The organism is Rhizobium sp. PP-CC-3G-465, from assembly GCF_004343445.1.
In the GTDB taxonomy this organism is placed as follows: Bacteria; Pseudomonadota; Alphaproteobacteria; order Rhizobiales; family Rhizobiaceae; genus Ferranicluibacter; species Ferranicluibacter rubi.
Genome location: NZ_SLYH01000004.1, coordinates 294,002 through 313,617 on the forward strand (window position 1 = coordinate 294,002; position 19,616 = coordinate 313,617).

Annotated in this window: 6 protein-coding genes; 2 read left to right on the forward strand and 4 right to left on the reverse strand. The window is 64.2% G+C overall.

What is annotated here, in order from left to right; all coding sequences use genetic code 11:
- Positions 1 to 242 precede the first annotated feature (242 nt).
- The gene (locus tag C8J33_RS17375; RefSeq protein WP_110801243.1) at positions 243 to 7,268 is read right to left on the reverse strand and encodes a beta strand repeat-containing protein; all 7,026 of its coding nucleotides are present in this window, start codon (positions 7,266 to 7,268) and stop codon (positions 243 to 245) included.
- 475 nt (positions 7,269 to 7,743) lie between these two features.
- Here C8J33_RS17375 and C8J33_RS17380 point away from each other — a divergent pair, with 475 nt between their 5' ends.
- Positions 7,744 to 9,222 carry an MDR family MFS transporter gene (locus C8J33_RS17380; protein ID WP_110802968.1) on the forward strand — a complete coding sequence of 493 codons (1,479 nt, stop codon included), beginning with the start codon at positions 7,744 to 7,746 and terminating at the stop codon, positions 9,220 to 9,222.
- Positions 9,223 to 9,240: 18 nt separating this feature from the next.
- Here the strand turns inward: C8J33_RS17380 and glf are convergent, their stop codons facing one another.
- The 3 genes from glf to C8J33_RS17395 all read right to left on the reverse strand — a co-directional run bounded on the left by glf (position 9,241) and on the right by C8J33_RS17395 (position 13,899).
- Positions 9,241 to 10,398, reverse strand: coding sequence for a UDP-galactopyranose mutase (glf, locus tag C8J33_RS17385; protein ID WP_110802969.1), 1,158 nt, complete (start codon positions 10,396 to 10,398; stop codon positions 9,241 to 9,243).
- A gap of 97 nt (positions 10,399 to 10,495) precedes the next feature.
- On the reverse strand, positions 10,496 to 11,752 hold the full coding sequence (locus tag C8J33_RS17390) for a hypothetical protein (protein ID WP_110802970.1): 1,257 nt from the start codon (positions 11,750 to 11,752) through the stop codon (positions 10,496 to 10,498).
- Positions 11,753 to 11,856: 104 nt separating this feature from the next.
- Positions 11,857 to 13,899, reverse strand: coding sequence for a glycosyl transferase (locus C8J33_RS17395; protein WP_110802976.1), 2,043 nt, complete (start codon positions 13,897 to 13,899; stop codon positions 11,857 to 11,859).
- Between the two features lie 635 nt (positions 13,900 to 14,534).
- On the opposite strand from C8J33_RS17395, the gene C8J33_RS17400 reads away from it, so the two are divergent.
- Positions 14,535 to 19,616: hypothetical protein (locus C8J33_RS17400; RefSeq protein WP_165929837.1), on the forward strand; the 5,082-nt coding region annotated here is incomplete at its 3' end.

Consider the following 19,616-nt stretch of genomic DNA (forward strand, 5'->3'; position numbering starts at 1 on the left):
TCCCCAGCAGCATTCCGTTCCTCAACTCCGAGACAAGAGATATGATGTCTTACCTTGGCTGTCAATCGGATTTGGATGGATGGGTAAGAGGGCTGCGCCCACGGGAGGTCAGACGCGGCCAAAGGCAGCGATGATTGCTTGATGGGTCGGCATAGGATTCGGCAGTCCGACCCGTCTTGAACGAGCGGTTGGATGGTATCGGTACAGGAGCGCGGCTTTCAGACGGCGCTCCTGTCCGCCTGCTACACGCTCAGCATCGACATGATCAGCGAGGCACTGCTCTCGCTCGGCTGTTCGGATGTGGCGGACGACGCGCTTTGCGCGCTGGAGGTCTCCGAAGCCGAGGCGGCACGGGCACTGGAGGTGCTCGGGGTCGTCTGGGCGTTGATCGCCACGTCCGTCAGAGCCTGCAGCTGCGCGGAGGTCATGCCGTTGATCTGGGCGGGTGTGAAGGCTTCCGCCTGTGCAACGGTGAGGCCGGAAATGGCGCGCGTGCTCAAACCGGAGATCGCGCCGGTGCCGAGCGCGATGATATGTTCCGGCGTCAGCCGAACCAGATCGTCCGAGCCGAGGGCCGCCGCCTGCATGAGGCCGAAAGCGCCGACCTGCGATGTCGTGAGCATTTCGATCTGCGCCGGGGTCAGGGCGCTCACCTGGCTGTAGCCGAGGGCGGCGACCTGGCCCGTCGTCAAAGCCGCGATACTGGTCGATGTCAGGCCGGAAACGATGGTCGTGCTCAATCCCTTGATGGCGCCCAGCGAAATCGCGGCGATATCCTGCGTGGAGAAGGTCGCGAGGTGCGTCGTGGTCAGGCCGGCGAGACCGCTCTGGCTGAGGGCGGTGATCTGGCTGGTCGTGAGCGTATCCATCTGCTCGGCACTCAGCGCGCCAAGCTGCCCGCTCGTCAGCCCGGAAACGGTGCCCGTGCCGAGGCCTGCGATTTCGGTGAGAGACAGCGCGGCGATGAACGCGGTCGGGAGACCCTTTACGGCTGTCGAGCCGAGGGCGCCGATCTTGGCGGGCTTCAGCGTTGCGAGGCTGTCCGTCGTCAGGCCCGAAATGGCCTCCGAACTCAGAGCCGCGATCTGACCGGTCGACAGGACCTGCATCTGTGCAGCGCTGAGCGCTGCCGCCTGACCGCTGCTGATGCCGGCAATGCCCTTGATGCTCAAGGCGGCAAGCTGGCTATCCGAAAGACCGGCGATGCCGCTCGTTTTCAGGGCGCCGATCTGGCTGGAGGTCAGCGCGCCGACCTGTGCAAGGCTCAGGGCTTCGATCTGGCTGGAGGTGAGGGCGGCGATCTGCGTCGAGGCGAGCCCCGAAATGCCGCCCGGGCTCAGGGCCGCGATCTGCTGCTGCGTCAATGAGGAGAGCATGGCCGACGAGAGACCGGCGATGGCGGTCGAGCTGATGGCGGCGATCTCGTTTGTGGTGAAGCGGTCGATATCATCCGCGCCAAGGGCCGCCAGCTGGCGGGAATCGAGCACCGCGATCTGCGACGCCGTCAGCGCTTCGGCCTGATCGACGCTGAGAGTTGCGATCTGTGCCGTGCCGAGGCCTGCGACTGCGGATGTGCCGAGTGCGGCGATCTGGTTCATGGACAGCGATGCGATCGCCGTCGTGGAGAGGCCGGGAATGGCGAGAGAGCTGATCGCCGCAAGCTGCGCCGTCCCCAGGTTGTCCAAGGCGTCGGTACTGAGCAGGGCCAGCTGTTGCGACGAAAGCGTTCCCATCTGAACGCTCGTCAGGGCCTTGACCTGATCGATCGTGAGGATGGAGATCGCGGCCGTGGAGAGACCGGCAATCCCGCTCGTTCCCAACGCACCGATCTGGGCGGGAGACAAGAGGGTGATATCCTCGGTTCCCAGAACTGACGCCTGCCGTGAGGAGAGCGCACCAAGCTGCGCGGTCGTCAGCACTTCGATCTGGTTGCTGTTCAGCGCGGCGATCTGGTCGGTGCTGAGCCCCGCCACGCCGGAGGCGCTGAGAGCTGCGACCTGTTCTGCAGACAGCGATGCGATCGCCGTCGTTGACAGGCCGGGGATCGCCGCAGAGCCGAAGGCGGCGATATCCGCCGTCGAGAAGCCGTCGAGATCCTCATTGGCCAGCGCTGCGACCTGGGCGGAGCTGAGGGCTGCGACCTGCGTCGGCGTGAAGGCGGCCGTCTGGTCCGAGGTCAGGGCGGCGATCTGCGTGGCTGTGAAGCCCGCGACGCCGTCGGCGCTCAGAGCGGCCATCTGGCGGAGCGACAGTGCTGCGACGGCTGCTGTCCCGAGTGCGGCGACCTGCTTGGAGGTGAGTGCTGCGACCTGCGCGGTCGTCAGACCATCGACCTGGTCGCTCGAAAGGGCTGCGACCTGCGTGCTGCTCAGGCCGGCAATGCTGCCTGTGCTGAGCGCAGCGACGCCCTCGGCCGAAAGCGTTGCGATCGTCGCCGTGGACAGGCCTGCGATGGCCGAGGCGGAAATGGCAGCGATATCGGTGAGGCTGAAGCGGGCAAGCGCGCCGGTGCCGAGCGCTGCCAGCTGCCGCGAGCCAAGGGCTGCGATCTGGACGCCGTTGAGAGCTTCCGCCTGATCGGCACTCAGTGCGCCGATCTGCTGGGTGGTCAGGCCGGCAACGCCTGCGGCGCTCAGCGCGGCGATCTGCGTCGCCGTCATCGCGGCGACGTCGCTGGCGGCGAGAACGGCCACCTGCCGTGAACTCAGGGCAGCGATCTGGGTGGTGCCGAGAGCCTGCACCTGCGTGCTGCTCAGATGCGCGATCAACGAGGTGCTGAGCCCGCTGATGCCGCTGGCGCTGATGGCGGCAATCTGATCGTTCGTCAGGGCCGTGACCGCCTCGGAGGTCAGCCCGGCCATCGCGTCGGACGACAGGGCGCTGATGTTCTTGGGCAGAATGGCCTGGATGTCGGTGGAGGTCAGCACGGCCGTCTGCCGGGAGGTGAGGGCGCCCAGCTGAGCACGGGTCAGCGCTGCGATCTGGTCTGCGCTGAGGGCGTCGATCTGGCGGGAGCCGAGGGCTGCGACGGCCGCAGTGCTCAATGCTGCAATTTTGCTTGGATCGAGCGACGCGATGGTGGCGGAGGAGAGACCGACGATGGCAACCGCATCGATTGCGGCGATCTCGCGTGTCGTGAAGGTGGCGATGGCGTTGGAGGACAGGGCGGACAGCTGGGACGAGCTGAGGGCTGCGATCTGGACGCCGGTCAGGGCTTCCACCTGCCCTGTCTGCAGCGCTGCCAGCTGGCGCGTGGTCAAGCCGTGCACGCTGGATGCGCTAAGAGCGGCTATCTGGCTCGTGGAGAGCGTGGCGATCGTGGCGGTGGTGAGGCCGGCAATCGCAGCGGATGTAATGGCCGCGATATCCCTCGTCGAGAAGGTGGCCATGTCGTCCGACTGGAGCCCCGACATCTGACCCGACGTCAGGTTCCCCACCTGGGCGCTGGTCAGCGCTTCCGCCTGGTCCGTCGTCAACACGGCGATGTGCTGCGAGGTGAAGCCGGAAATCGCCGCGCTCGAAAGCGCTGCGATCTGCGCCGTCGAGAGCACGGCGACATTGGAAGTTGCGAGGGCACCGATCTGGGCCGAGCTCAAGGCTGCGACCTGCCGGGTGGAGAGGTTGACGATCTGGTCTGCGCCAAGCGCCGTGATCTGGGCGGTCGAGAGACCACTGACCGCGCTGCTGCTCAGCGACCCGATGCGCTGCGAGGAGAACGCAACGATATCCGCGGTGCTAAACCCGGCCATCTGCTGCGACGTCATCCCGCCCAGTTGCGCGGAGGTCAGCGCCGCCAGTTGCAAATCGCTGAGGGCTGCGATCTGGTCGGTCCCGAGCGCGCCGATCGCAAGCGGTGTCATGGCAGCCACTTGCTCGGTGGAGAAGACCGAAATGTTCTCGGCGAGAGCGGCCATCTGCGCCGAGGTCAGCTGTTTGACCTGCGAAGCGGAAAGGGCGGCGAGTTGCCCGGTGGAGAAAGCCGACGCCTGCAGGGTCGAGAGACCGGCGAGCGCAGCCGTCCCCAGCGCTGCGACCTGCGCGGTGGAAAGGGCCGCGACGAGATCCGTGCCGATGCCCGAGAGTGCCTGACTGCCGAGTGCGGCGATGTTTGCCCTCGGGAAGGCGGCGATATCCGCGACGTCGAGTGCGGCCATCTGCGTGACGCTCAGGGCCTTGACCTGCGCGACCGAAAGGGACGCGATCTGGCTTGCGGCCATCGCCGAGATCTGCGTGGTCGTCAGCCGCGCGATCGCAGCCGTGCTCAGGGCACCGATCTTGTCCGCGGTCAGACTTTCCATCACATCGCTACTGAGGCCGGTTATGGCTGTGGTGCTGATGGCAGCGAACTCCTCCTTGGAGAAGGTCGCGATATCATCGGCGCCGAGCGCGGCGAGCTGTGCTGCGGTCAGCACGCGAATCTGGACCGAAGACAGCGCCTCGGCCTGCGCCGTCCCGAGGGCCTCGATCTGCGCCGTCGTCAGGTTTGCGATGGCCGATGTTCCCAAGGCTGCGATCTTGGCGGTCCCAAGCGTCGCCACGACATCGGCGCTGAGGCCGGGCAGGGCGCGGCTGTTGATCGCGGCGACATTGGATACGGAAAATGCTGCGAGATCGCTCGCGTTGAGCACGGTGAAATGCTGCGCGGTCAGCCGTGCGACCTGGGTGGTGCTGAGAGACGCAAGATGGGCCGTGCTGAGGGCAGCCATTTGCGCCGTCGAGAGCACCGCCACCGAAGTCGCGCTCAGAGCAGCCACTTGTGCCGTCGAGAGTGACCCGATTTGATCGGTCGACAGTGCCGCAATCTGCGTTGTCCGCAAAGCTGCGACCTGCGCGGTCGTCAGGGCGGCCAGCTGGCTTCCTGAAAGAGCTGCAATGTTGAGGCCCGGCACCGCCGCCGTGGTCATCGCCGCGATATCGTCCGTGGAGAGGGTGGCGATAGCCTCGTCGCTCAAGCCGGAGATTTGCACGGAGGTCAGGGCGGCCATCTGCGTTGGCGACAGGACTTCGATCTGCGCCGTGCCCATCGCGGCCAGCTGTCCCTTCGTCAGCCCGGCAACCTGTGTTGTCGTCAAGGCGGCAATCTGCGCTGTCGACAGTGTTGCGGCCACGTCCGTCGTCAGTCCGGACAGGGCCAATTTGGAGATTGCCCCGATATTGTCGGTCGATAGAGAGGCGAGATCATCCGCACCGAGGGCAGAAAGCTGAGAAGCGCTCAGGGCCTTGATCTGATCGGAAGACAGCGCGGCAACCTGGCCCGTCTGCAGGGCCGCGATCTGGGCCAACGTCAGGCTGACGATGGCGCTCGTGCTCAGAGCCGCGATCTTGTCGCTCGACAGCGCGGCGAGAGTGTCCGTCTGCAAGCCTGAGATCGCCCTGTTGGTGATGGCGGTCATGTCCTCGCTGGAGAAGGTACCGATAGCCGCTGTATCGAGCGCGGCAAGCTGCGTCGCGGAGAGGGCTCGGATCTGTCCGGGTAACAGGGCCTCGACCTGCAGACTGCTCATGGCCGATAGCTGTAGGGTCGTCAGAGCGCCCGTCTGGCTGGAGGTGAACGCCGCGATCTGGCCTGTGGACAGATGACCGATGCCGTCGGTGCCCAGGCCCTTGATGGCGATCGTCGAAATGGCCGCTATGGCCGTAGACGAGAAGGAGGCCAGTGCGCTTTGCCCGAGGGCTGCAACCTGCGTCGAGTTCAGTGCCCGAACTTGCTGGGAGGTCAGCGCTCCCGTCTGTTCTGCGCTCAAGGTGCTGATTTGCAGCGTGCTGAGGCCTGCAATCGTCTGCGTTCCGAGCTTCGCGATCTGCGCCGTGGAGAGCGCCTCAAACTGCTCGGAGCCCCAACCGCTGATCTGCAATGCACTGAGAGCGGCGATCTGCGACGGGAGCAGGGCCGGGAGGTGCGCGGTCGTCAAGGCGTTGACCTGGGTGCTCGTCAGCGCGGCGACGGTGGCGGTGCTGAGCGCAGCGAGCTGTGCGTTTGAAAGTGCTGCAACGACGTCGGTCTTCAGACCTCGCACGGCCTGGCCGCTGATGGCGGCGATATCGGTGGGGGAGAAATTGGCGATATCGTCAGCATCGAGGGCGGCCAGCTGGGTCGAGCTGAAGGCTTTGACCTGCACGGGTGTAAGGGCTTCCAGCTGCGCGCCGTTCAGCGCCTCGATCTGTCGGCTGCTCAGACTGGCGATGACGCTGGTCGCGAGCGCCGCAACGTGACCGGCCGTCAGCCCGGGGATGGCGTCCGGCTGAATTCCGGAAAATGTCTGCCCCGTAACGGCCGACATCGCAGACGTCGACAATGCGGCGATCTGGCTGGACGACAGGGCGGAGACCTGCGTAGAGGTGAGGCTCTTTACCTGCGTGAAGGACAAACCGCCGATCTGGTCCGAGGTCAGGGCGGCCATCTGGTCCGTCGTCAAGGCTGCGACGGATCTCGGTGCCAGCGCTGCGATCTGAACGCTGTTGAAGGCCGCCAGCTGCCCTGTGCTCAACGTAGAAATCTGCGATGCGCCCAGAGCGGCGATCTGCGCAGGCGAGAGCGCGGAAAGCTTGTCGTTCGACAGGCCGGCAATACGCAAACCGGCGATCGACCGGATGGAGATCGCCGCGACGTCTTCGATGGAAAGAACGTCGACATCTTCCGTCTCGAGCGCCGCAAGCTGGAGCGAGCTGAGGGCGGAAACCTGTGACGAGGTGAACGATTCGACCTGATCCTTGCTCAGGGCGACGACCTGGTCGCTCGACAGGTTCGAGACGGCGCCGGTGTTCAGCGCTGAAATCTGGTCGTTCGTCAGCGAAGACAGCACCTCTGTCCGAAGCCCGCGAATGGCAGTGCCCGCGATCGCGTTCATGTCCTCCGTCGAAAAGGTCGCGAGGTCTTCCGCGCTCAGGGCGGCAATCTGGGCGCTGGTCAGCCCTCTGATCTGGGCCGGCGTCAGGGCTTCCGCCTGATCGGCCGTCAATGCACCGATCTGCGTCGTCGTCATTCCGCCGACCTGCGACGAGGACAGCGCCTCGATGCCGGTCTTGTGCAGGGCGCTGAGCTGATCGAGTGTCAGACCGACAATGGCCGCGCGGGAGATGGCGCTGAGCTGGTCGGTGCTGAGAATCTCCACGTCCTCGACGTCGAGGGCAGCGATCTGGGAGGAGGAGAGGGCCTTGATCTGCAGCGTGGAGAGGGAGCTGACATCTTCGGTCGTCCAGGCCGCAACGGCGGGTGTGGACAGGGACCGGATTTGCGTGACGCTCAGGCCGGAAGCAATTGTCGTCATGCTATCAATCCCCACACTTAACCGGCCCACTCGCGACGGGCGCCGAGCCCTGCCAACGGACAAAGCTCTCCCTCCGAACGAGCATGGGCGAACACCCCATCGATACGGCTGGTTACCGTCTTGAGTATTGCCTCTGGCTTGCATGAGCCTGAAGCGAGCAACCTGAAAGGATTGCATGCGCCTCGATATTCGCGGCGTGGTCGCGCGAAATCGACATGTCGGTAGCCGCGGAGATGGTGCCTTTCGCCATCCCGTCCGCCGCTGGCATGTTTCAGAGTAGGGAATGTAAGTTTTGCAAACTATCGGGCTTGACCGATAAGATCGACGGGTCCAGTTCAGGGAAGCGAGATCCGATCTCGACCGACGCAGAGTCGGCGCCTGCAAAGGTGCGCTGGCGCATGCCGTCGTCTACTGACGGCCGTCCGACCGCCGATGTCCCTCCCTCTCCGCCGGCAAGGCGCTCCGGAACCGATTCATGACGGAAAAACGTGTTCACCGCGGCCTCGTCGTTGCCGCGATCATGGCAAGCATGGCGATGATCGCGATCGAGGCAACCATCGTCTCGACCGCCATGCCGCAAATCGCGGCACAACTGGGCCAGCTCAACCTCTACAGCTGGGTGTTCTCCGCCTTCCTGCTGACGCAGACGGCGACGACCGTCGTGTTCGGCAAGCTTTCGGATATCTACGGTCGCAAGCCGATCGTACTCTTCGGCATCGCCGTCTTTCTCGCATCCTCGCTGCTTGCGGGCTTTGCCTGGTCCATGCCGTCGATGATCGCTTTCCGCCTGCTGCAGGGCGTTGGCGCCGGTGCGATCCAGCCGGTCGCGATGACGATCATCGGGGACCTGTTTCCCGGACGCGAACGCGGCAAGGTGCAGGGCTATCTCGCGAGTGTCTGGGCACTGTCCGCCGTCGTCGGGCCGCTGCTCGGCAGCTTCATCATTCACAGCCTGCCATGGGCCTGGGTCTTCTGGATCAACATTCCCGTCGGCATCCTCGCGGCCTTCGGCTTCATCCGCTTTCTGCACGAGGAGAAGCGGACGCGCACCGCGTCGATCGACATTCTCGGCGCAGCGCTCTTCGCCGTTTCCATCTCTGCGCTCATGGTGGCGCTGACCGAGGTGGAGGCTGCGACGCCGGTCTACACGATCGTGGCCGTGCTGGTCTTCGTCGTCAGTCTCGGTCTGTTCCTCTGGCAGGAGCGTCGTGCAGAAGCACCGATGGTCGCGCCCGATCTCTGGCTGCGCCGGCCGATCGCGGCATCGAACATCGCCATCTTCTTTGCCAGCATGGCCATCATGGGGCTGACGACGTTTCTGCCGATGTATGTGCAGACGGTGCTCGACCGTTCGCCTCTGGTGGCCGGCTTCGCGCTGACCATGCTGCTCCTCGGCTGGCCGGCCGGCGCCACGTTCGCCTCACGCATGTTCCCGCGTTTCGGGCTGCGACCGATCATGCTCGTCGCAAGCCTCCTCATCCCCATCGGGGCCTTCCTGCTCGTGCTGCTGACGCCGGAAAGCTCGCCGGCCCAGGCCGGCGCGGGGTCGCTGATCATGGGGGTTGGCATGGGCCTGCTGAACATCTGCGCGCTGGTCATCACCCAGGAGAGCGTCGGCTGGTCGCAGCGCGGCAGCGCCACGGCGTCGAACGTGTTCTCCCGCAACCTCGGCAGCACGCTGGGTGCATCCATTCTGGGTGCGGTGCTCAGCTACGGCCTTGCGCATGCCGGCGGCATCGGCGCGATTTCCCCCGAACAGCTGCGCGGACTGCTCGACGGGACAGGTGCAGCGGCGATCGATGCAGTTCCCGTCCGCATGGCTCTGCAGGCGGCGCTCCACGTCACCTTCCTGGTGATGTTCGTCATGACGGTCCTCATCGTCCCCGTCTGCCTCTGGGTGCCGAAGCGTCTCGATCAGGACCAGCCTGCGGAAGCGGTCGAAGCCAAGGCCTGACGAGGCTCGTCAGAACGCTCAGAGCGGCGAATGCAGAAAGGCCGGAACGGGAGCGTTGTCAGCTGTTTTCTTCCTGTAAAGTGCCGCCGTATCCAGCGCCTCGCGGATGGTCACGTCCATATCGAGATAGCGGTAGGTGCCGAGACGACCGACGAAGGTGACGGAGGTTTCCGCCTCCGCCCGCTCGACGTAAGACGCCAGAAGCTGCTTTTCCTCGACCAGCCGGATGGGATAGAACGGCACGTCGTCTTCACCGCAGAGGCGGGAGAATTCGCGATAGCAGACCGATCCGGCAACGCTTTCCCATGGCGAGAAGTGCTTGTGCTCGGTGATGCGGGTATAGGGAACATCCGGATCGCCGTAGTTCATCACCGCGCAGCCCTGATAGTCTCCCTCGTAGGTGAAGCGCTCGAAATCGAGCGTGCGATATCCCAGCCGGCCGAATTCATAGTTGAAGTAGCCATCGAGCGGGCCGGAATAGAAGACGTGATCATAGGCATCGTTCTGCGACTTGTCGAAGCGCGTACCGAGGTGGACCGTGATGCCGGGATGATCGAGAATGCCCGCCACCATGTCCGTGTAGCCATTCTCGGGCATGCCCTGGAAACGGTGGAAGAAGTAGTTGTCGTCGTAGTTGAAGCGCACCGGCAGGCGCTTGAGGATGGACGCCGGCAGCTGCGTCGGCGAGCAGCCCCACTGCTTTTCGGTGTAGCCCTTGAAGAACGCCTCGTAGAGTTCGCGGCCGACGAAACGCAGTGCCTGCTCCTCGAACGTCTGCGGATCTGCGATGGTCTTGTCGGCCTTCTCCTCGATGAAGGCCCGGGCCTCGTCGGGCCGGAAGGTCTTGCCGAAGAACTGATTGATCGTGTGCAGGTTCACCGGCAGCGAGAAGACCTGCTCGTCCACCGTCGTCTTCACGCGGTTCTTATAGGGCATGAAGGTCTGGAAGCGGTTGACGTAGTTCCAGACCTCTTCGTCATCCGTATGGAAGATGTGCGGTCCGTAGATGTGGACCATCACGCCGGTATCGGCATCCCGCTCGCTGTAGCAATTGCCGGCGATGTGGTCGCGGACGTCGAAGATTTCGACGCTATAGCCTGCAAGCGCTAGTTCACGCCCGATGACGGCACCCGAAAGGCCGGCGCCGACCACCGCAATTTTCCCGTTCCCGCCCATGTCGCTTCCTCGTCTTTTATCGTACTTGACCCATGCCGGTCCGACACGGATATGTCGTTACGTCAGGGCATTTGAACCCCTGTCCAACGGAATTGCTCTAGGCCGCCGCAAGGTTGGTGCGCATCAGCGCGTCGTAGCCGTCGATCAGTCGCTCGAGCGCCAGGCCGTTTTCCTGCGGCCCGAAGCTCAAGTGGCTCACCGTGAAGTCGGAATAGATGGCCGTCGGGCGGTTCAGGTAGTTGGGCAGATCGACCGTCAGCGCATATTCGTCGTCGCACTTCGGCAGAGCCATATGGACGAGGTCCTTGCCGAGCCAGGCGATGAAATTGATCGACTGGCGCTCGTGCCAGTCGATGACGGGGCTCGGCAGGGGTAGCGACTTCTCGGTCTTGCCGAGGAAGTAGTCGTGCAGCCGCGTGGCGCGTTCTGCGCTCTGCCACAGGCTGCCGCCGAAGCCGCCAGGCGGGCGCTCGAACTGGCCGAGCGTGGCAGGCAGGGAGCCCGCTTCCTGCTGCCAGTAGGCGCAGACGCCATTGTTGACCACATTCGCCGACACGATGAAGTAATGCGGATTGTCGCGACGAAACGCGATGAACTTACTGAGATTATCGAGATCGAGATAGACGACGTCGTCGTCGCACTTCAGGAAGACGGCGTCCGTGAACGCGCTGAGGCGCTTGGTGTAATAGCTGTAGGCCTGCCAGTAGGGCGTGCTCTCGTTCTCGTTGCCGACATAGCGGCGAACCGGGCTCTGGACGTCGCAGAGCTCGAGGTCGGAGCCCCAGCCGCCGCGAACCATGATCGACGCCCCACCCGGCAGCTGAATGTCGGGCCAGGTGCCGACCATCACGCCGTTGACGTGGAGGGTCGGAACGCCTGTTTCATCCAGGTTCAGAACGACGTGATTGGCCAGACCCGGCGACAGAACGCCGGGTGTCGAGCGGGTCCAGATCAGCGGATGCGTGTCGCGCGAGAAGCTGGTGAGATCGGCCTCGGTGATGCGGCGAAGGGCGGAGTGGGTGTTGTTCCAGCCGCCGATGACGAGTTCGTAGGCATCGCTCGTCTTGTCGTTCGGAACGATCGCGATGTGCAGGTCGCTCTGGATCTTTGCCGTAGTGCGGAACGACGAGAGACGGCTGACCGAGCCCTTATGCTGGTAGGAGGCGTTCGGGCCCATGAAGCGTACCGGACCGAATTCCTTCGTGACCCAGGCGCGATCCTCGGCCGAACGGGTGAAATCCCAGATATGCCATTCGTCGATGATCCCGGCTTCCAGCGCTTTCCTTATATACTGGGTCAGGATCTCCATCCGCTGCTGGCGGCCGGCAAAAGTGACCAAAATCACGGGGTTCATGTCGTCCTGCCCTCTCGTCGATGTCGTCGTTCGTCTGGTTGCGGCGAAGTGCCGGAAGGTCTCGCTTACCGTCGCCTGCGTCTGCCCCCCGGCAGCACGCTGGATCAGTCGGTATCGGTCCAGAAGCGGGTGTCCCGGGCGATCGGCGCATAAGCGTGCCGCTGCGCGAGTTCCTGGCGGTAACGCTCCCGGTAGCTCGCGTCAGTCTCGAATTCGACCGGGTCGGACAGGAAATCGACGCCGACCTCGTAGTAGATGTCGAGATTGTCGAGGCGCGGCACGGGGATCTCGCCGCGCTCGCCTTCGCCCTGCATCTGCCAGTACAGTTCCTCGAGACGGCGCACCAGCGCCGGGATGTCGCGCAGCGCGCAGGTCTCCCGCTGCGCCTGCAGCGAACGGCGCACGGCCAGCAGGCTCTCCGGGTCGCGGGCATAGGCAATCGCCTTGGCGACATAGGCATCCGGCGTTTCGCAGATCATTTCGGGAATGCCGGCTGCGGACAGGATGCTGCTGCAGAAGCGGGACGCGAAGCCCTTGCCGCGAAGCGTCAGGACCGGCAGGCCCATGGTCACGGCGTCGGCCGCCGTGGAATGCGCACCGTAGGGGAACGTGTCGAGGAAGAGATCGGCTACGCCGATGCGGGCGAGGTGGAAGGCGTTGGGAGCCTTGGGCGCGAAGATGAGGCGATCCGGCTCGACGCCATGGTCGATCGCCAGCTGCCGAAGCCGCTGGTTGACGGGCTCCGAGGCACCGAGCAGCCAGAGCACGCTGCCGGGAACGGCGGCAAGGATGGCCATCCAGCGCGTGAAGCAGGCAGCGGTCGTCTTCTGCGAGCCATTGAAACAGGCAAACACGAAGGCATCTTCCGGCAGGCCGGCCTCTTCGCGTGTCGGCTTGGCCGCAATCTTGCGCTTCCGGTCGACCGGCTGGTTGCAGGGAATGCGCAGGACCTTTTCGGTGTAGTAAAGTTCGTTTTCCGGCGGGATGATCTGTTCGTCGGCGATGATATATTGATGAACCGGGCTCGCCATCGTTCCGGGATAGCCACAGAAGTTCACGATCACAGGCGCCGGGCGATAGGCGAAGATCTTGGTGCGCGCGTGTTTGGTGTAGCCGTTGACGTCCACGAGGATGTCGATCTCGTCGGCGAGAATCTGCTTGGCGGCATCGAGATCGCTGAGCGCGGCGATGTCATGCCAGTGATCGACGGCCGTCTGAATACGGGTCTGGGTGGCGTCGTTGGTACGCGGCTCGCCGCAATAGTAGGCGAAGACCTCGACGCGCGTCTTGTCGTGCAGCTCCAGCACTTCGCTGAGCGCGAAGCCGACGGCATGGTCGCGGAGGTCCGAGGAGACGTAGCCGATCCGCAGGCGTTCCGTCGTGCCGGCCTTTTTGGCAGGCGCCGGGCGCAGCATGTCGCGGGCATTGATACGGCCGACGAGATGCTTGTTGTAGCGATAGGCCTTTGCCATCTGGAAGATGGGGTCGTCTGTGTAGCAGGCGAGGGGCAGCGGCGAAAAGGCTTCAAGCAGCTGCCGGTTCGTCACATATTCCGACGTGGTGACGATCGGCCACTTGCACTGGTGCTGGCGCGTCGACAGCCAATGCTGCGCCGCCTCGGTGCGGTCCGGACGAAGCTCGATCGCCTGCCACAGGATGGCTTCGGCATCCTCAAGCAGGCCGACACCTTCCATGACGCGGCCGATATGCTGGAGCGCCATCAGGCGATAGCCGATCTTTTCCGGCGTGATATCCTGCGTCGCGGCGACATATTGCTGCCACTGCTGCACGGCCTGGGCGTTCAGACCGCTGTCCTCGAAGGTGCGGCCGAGATTGATGCGCGCCTGGCCCATCAGCGGCGAAATCTTGAGGCTGGCCTGGAGCGCGTTGATGGCGCCGGGCATATCGTCCAGACCCCGCAACGTGACCGAGTAGTTGAAGTAGGCGAGATGCAGGACCGGGCTGTTGTCGTTGAATGCGATCCAGGTACTGTAGAGCTTTGCGGCCGCGGCCTTCTGGTTGCTCGCGTTCAGCTCCTCGGCGATCTGGAAGAGCTCCAGAAGGGAGAGTTGCTGTTGGCGTGCACGTTCCAGGGCGGCGGCAAGCATCGATTGGTGTGCTGAGGCAAAGGTATTATGAATAACCATGGACATCACATTGATCGTGGGCCTGACGGCCGCATTGCGGAGACGGTACTGCCTCGACCCTTAGCGGCGTTGCCTTGCCTTGAGCTTGCGGCCGCAGCGCACAACGACGCGGAAGCAGCTTAACCGGCCGAATGTTCTTGCTTGTCGGGCACGTGTCGGAAGACGTACCTGTATCGGCTTGAAAGGCGCCACCTCCGCGCAAGTTACCCGATGTAACGAGGGAACGGACGTTTAAACTATTTCTTTAGGTTGCGTTTTAACCGAAAATTAGAAGGTGACGCGATACAAATTGGGACGTGGACAGATCGGTATCCCCTTTCGTGGGATACGGGGGCGTCCGCAGGGGAATTCACAGACTTCGAATTTATTGATACTTCCAGGTGTGGGAAGCAGAGTCTCTAACTCTGCATGCATGATGCCGCCCCCACGTCAGGCTCTTATGAGCCATGTTCCAGATATTCTTTCCGCTCGAATGAGCGCCACCCTGTGCCTTGCCCGATGGAGCAGGCAGCAGCCATGGCGATCGTTTGAAGATGCCCGGCGCATCATAGGCTCTGTGACGCGAGGCTACGCCTTCCGCCGCAGGCATCGGAGAGGAAAGAATATTAATCCTTGAACGATGAAGGCGCGCACCCATGACCTCGATTGTATCTTCTCTCAGCGTTAAACAGATTCAGTCTCTCAATACCTCCACGATCGCGTCGTTCACGACCAGCGATGTCGGTGCTCTGACTTCGCTGCAGATTGCTGCATTTTCCTCTAATCAGATTGCGGCTTTCGCTACGGAAGACCTGGCAGCGTTCAACTCGACACAGCTTCGCGCGGTTTCCGCTGCAGCTGTAACGGGTCTGACGGCCGGGCAGCTCGCCGTTCTCGACAGCAGCAAGCTTGCAACGCTGGTGTCCAGCCAGGTCGCGGCATTGTCATCCGCTCAGGTTGCCTCTCTTTCCTCCGGCCAGCTCGACGGTCTGACGACGGCTCAGCTCGGCGCACTGAGCGCCGGCGCACTTGCCGGCTTTGCAACCGAGGACATGGCGACCATCTCGTCGACGGAAATCTCCGCCCTCAGCGCACGGTCGATTGCAACGCTCTCCACCTCGAACTTCGCGGCTCTGACCTCCACGCAGCTGAGCGGCCTGACGACGGCACAGGCCGGCGCACTCGGCACAGCCCAGATCAAGGTGCTCTCGACGGCCCAGATCGACGGTCTCACGACAGCACAGGTCAAGGTTCTGACGGCGACCCAGGTCGGCGCTCTCTCCACGGACGGTCTGGCTTCGCTCTCGACCGATCAGGTCGCAGCCCTGAGCACGATCGTGATCGCCTCCCTGTCCTCCACGCAGATCGGCGCTCTGAGCAGCGTGCAGCTCGGTGCCTTCGACACCAAGCAGCTGGCTGCCCTGCAGCCTGCAGCCGCTGCCGGCCTTGAAACGGCCGACATGGCGGCGATCTCGTCGACGGCAATCTCCGCCCTCAGCGGCAGGGTTCTTTCGAACCTCTCGACGGCGAACATCGCGGCCCTGACCTCCACGCAGCTCGGGGGTCTGACGACCGCACAGGCCGGCGCTCTCGGCACGGCCCAGATCAAGGTGCTTTCGACGGCCCAGATCGACGGCTTGACGACGGCGCAGGTCAAGGTCCTGACAGCGGTACAGGTCGGCGCTCTCTCGACCGATGGCCTGGCCTCGCTCTCGACCGATCAGGTCGCGGTGCTGAGCACGGCGGCGGTCGCCGCACTGTCCTCCACGCAGCTCGGTGCTCTGAGCAGCGTGCAGCTCGGTGCTTTCGATACCAAGCAGCTTGCGGCCCTGTCGGCTGCAGCCGTGGCCGGCCTCGAAACAGCCGACATGGCAACGATCTCGTCGACGGAAATCTCGGCTCTCAGCGCCAATGTTTTGTCGAAGCTCTCGACGGACAACATCGCAGCCCTGACGTCCACGCAGCTCGGCGGTCTCACGACCGCACAGGCCGGTGCGCTCAGCACGGCGCAGATCAAGGTGCTCTCGACGGCCCAGATCGACGGTCTGACGACGGCGCAGGTCAAGGTTCTGACGGCGGCCCAGGTCGGCGCGCTCACCACGGATGGTGTCGCCTCGCTCTCGACCGATCAGGTCGCAGCGCTGGACGTCAAGACGATCGCTGCTCTTTCGACCGCCCAGCTGAGCGCCATGAGCTCCGCCCAGATCGGCGCGCTCAATGCTGCACAGATCGCGGAACTCGGTTCGGAAGATCTGGCGGTCCTCGCATCCGAAGATCTCGCGGCCTTCTCGACCAGCGAGATCGCCGTGCTCAGCGCAAAGGCCATCACCGGCCTGTCGTCGAGCGTGATTGCAACGCTTGCCACCGACAAGGTCGCAGCACTCAGCTCGGCCGCCGTTGGCGCGCTGAACTCCACCCAGATCGCTGCGCTGACGACGGCCCAGATCGGTGCCCTTGATACCAAGCAGCTGGCAGCCCTGACGTCCACGGCCGTTGCCGGCCTGGAAACCGCCGACATCGCGGCTATCTCCTCGACCGAGATTTCCGCCCTCAACACCAAGACGCTCGCCAGCCTTTCCACGGCGAACTTCGCTGCCCTGGCATCCACCCAGCTGGCCGGCCTGACGACGGCACAGGCCGGCGCCTTGACCGCTGCCCAGATGCGCACCCTGAGCACCGCCCAGATCGACGGCCTGACAACGGCGCAGGTCAAGGTCCTGACGGTGGCCCAGGTTGGCGCTCTGACAACGGACGGCCTGGCTTCGCTCTCGACCGATCAGGTCGCAGTGCTGAGCACGGCCGTGGTCGCCGCGCTGTCCTCGACACAGATCGGCGCTCTGACCAGCGTGCAGATCGGTGCCTTCGACACCAAGCAGCTGGCGGCGCTTTCGCCGGCAGCCGTCGCCGGCCTTGAAACGGCCGACATGGCAACGATCTCGTCGACGGAAATCTCGGCCCTCAACGCTAATGTGTTGTCGAAGCTCTCGACGGACAACATCGCGGCCCTGACGTCCACGCAGCTCGGTGGTCTGACGACCGCACAGGCTGGCGCTCTCGGTACGGCCCAGATCAAGGTGCTCTCGACGGCACAGATCGACGGCCTCACGACGGCACAGGTCAAGGTCCTGACGGCGGTACAGGTGGGTGCTTTCTCCACGGATGGTCTGGCCTCTCTCTCGACCGATCAGGTCGCAGTGCTGAGCACCGCGGCAATCGCCTCCCTGTCCTCCACGCAGATCGGTGCACTGAGCAGCGTGCAGCTCGATGCCTTCGACACCAAGCAGCTGGCGGCCCTGTCGGCCGCAGCCGTCGCCGGCCTTGAAACCGCCGACATGGCAACGATCTCTTCGACGGAAATCTCGGCCCTCAGCGCCAAGGTTCTGTCGAGCCTCTCCACGACCACCTTCGCGGCTCTGACCTCCACACAGCTCGGCGGTCTGACGACGGCACAGGCCGGTGCGCTCGGCACGGCTCAGATCAAGGTGCTTTCGACGGCCCAGATCGACGGCCTGACGACGGCGCAGGTCAAGGTTTTGACGGCGGTACAGGTCGGTGCTCTGACGACCGATGGCTTGGCCTCGCTCTCGACCGATCAGGTCGCAGCCCTGAACACGGCGGCCATTGCCTCCCTGACCTCGACGCAGATCGGCGCTCTGAGCAGCGTGCAGATCGGTGCTTTCGATACCAAGCAGCTTGCGGCCCTGTCGCCTGCGGCCATCGCCGGCCTCGAAACGGCCGACATGGCGACGATCTCGTCGACGGAAATTTCGGCTCTCAACGCCAGAGTTCTGTCGAACCTCTCGACGGCGAACATCGCAGCCCTGACCTCCACCCAGCTCGGCGGTCTGACGACGGCACAGGCTGGTGCGCTCGGCACAGCCCAGATCAAGGTGCTTTCGACGGCACAGATCGACGGCCTCACGACGGCGCAGGTCAAGGTTCTGACGGCAGCACAGGTCGGCGCTCTCTCCACGGACGGTCTGGCTTCGCTCTCGACCGATCAGGTCGCAGCCCTGAGCACGACCGCGATCGCCGCCCTGTCCTCGACCCAGATCGGCGCTCTGAGCAGCGTGCAGCTCGATGCCTTCGACACCAAGCAGCTGGCTGCCCTGCAGCCCGCAGCCGTCGCCGGCCTTGAAACGGCCGACATGGCGGCGATCTCGTCGACGGAAATCTCGGCTCTCAACGTCAGGGTTCTGTCGAACCTCTCGACGGCAAACATCGCGGCCCTGACCTCCACGCAGCTCGGCGGTCTGACGACGGTTCAGGCCGGCGCTCTCGGCACAGCCCAGATCAAGGTGCTCTCGACGGCTCAGATCGACGGTCTGACGACGGCGCAGGTCAAGGTTCTTACAGCGGCTCAGGTCGGTGCTCTCACCACGGACGGTCTGGCCTCGCTCTCGACCGATCAGGTCGCAGCCCTGAACACGGCCGTAATCGCCTCGCTGACTTCGACGCAGCTCGGTGCTCTGAGCAGCGTGCAGCTCGGTGCTTTCGATACCAAGCAGCTTGCGGCCCTGTCGGCTGCAGCCGTGGCCGGCCTCGAAACAGCCGACATGGCAACGATCTCGTCGACGGAAATCTCGGCTCTCAGCGCCAATGTTTTGTCGAAGCTCTCGACGGACAACATCGCAGCCCTGACGTCCACGCAGCTCGGCGGTCTCACGACCGCACAGGCCGGTGCGCTCAGCACGGCGCAGATCAAGGTGCTCTCGACGGCCCAGATCGACGGTCTGACGACGGCGCAGGTCAAGGTTCTGACGGCGGCCCAGGTCGGCGCGCTCACCACGGATGGTGTCGCCTCGCTCTCGACCGATCAGGTCGCAGCGCTGGACGTCAAGACGATCGCTGCTCTTTCGACCGCCCAGCTGAGCGCCATGAGCTCCGCCCAGATCGGCGCGCTCAATGCTGCACAGATCGCGGAACTCGGTTCGGAAGATCTGGCGGTCCTCGCATCCGAAGATCTCGCGGCCTTCTCGACCAGCGAGATCGCCGTGCTCAGCGCAAAGGCCATCACCGGCCTGTCGTCGAGCGTGATTGCAACGCTTGCCACCGACAAGGTCGCAGCACTCAGCTCGGCCGCCGTTGGCGCGCTGAACTCCACCCAGATCGCTGCGCTGACGACGGCCCAGATCGGTGCCCTTGATACCAAGCAGCTGGCAGCCCTGACGTCCACGGCCGTTGCCGGCCTGGAAACCGCCGACATCGCGGCTATCTCCTCGACCGAGATTTCCGCCCTCAACACCAAGACGCTCGCCAGCCTTTCCACGGCGAACTTCGCTGCCCTGGCATCCACCCAGCTGGCCGGCCTGACGACGGCACAGGCCGGCGCCTTGACCGCTGCCCAGATGCGCACCCTGAGCACCGCCCAGATCGACGGCCTGACAACGGCACAGGTCAAGGTCCTGACGGTGGCACAGGTTGGCGCTCTGACAACGGATGGTCTTGCTTCGCTCTCGACCGATCAGGTCGCAGTGCTGAGCACGGCCGTGGTCGCCGCGCTGTCCTCGACACAGATCGGCGCTCTGACCAGCGTGCAGATCGGTGCCTTCGACACCAAGCAGCTGGCGGCGCTTTCGCCGGCAGCCGTCGCCGGCCTTGAAACGGCCGACATGGCAACGATCTCGTCGACGGAAATCTCGGCCCTCAACGCTAATGTGTTGTCGAAGCTCTCGACGGACAACATCGCGGCCCTGACGTCCACGCAGCTCGGTGGTCTGACGACCGCACAGGCTGGC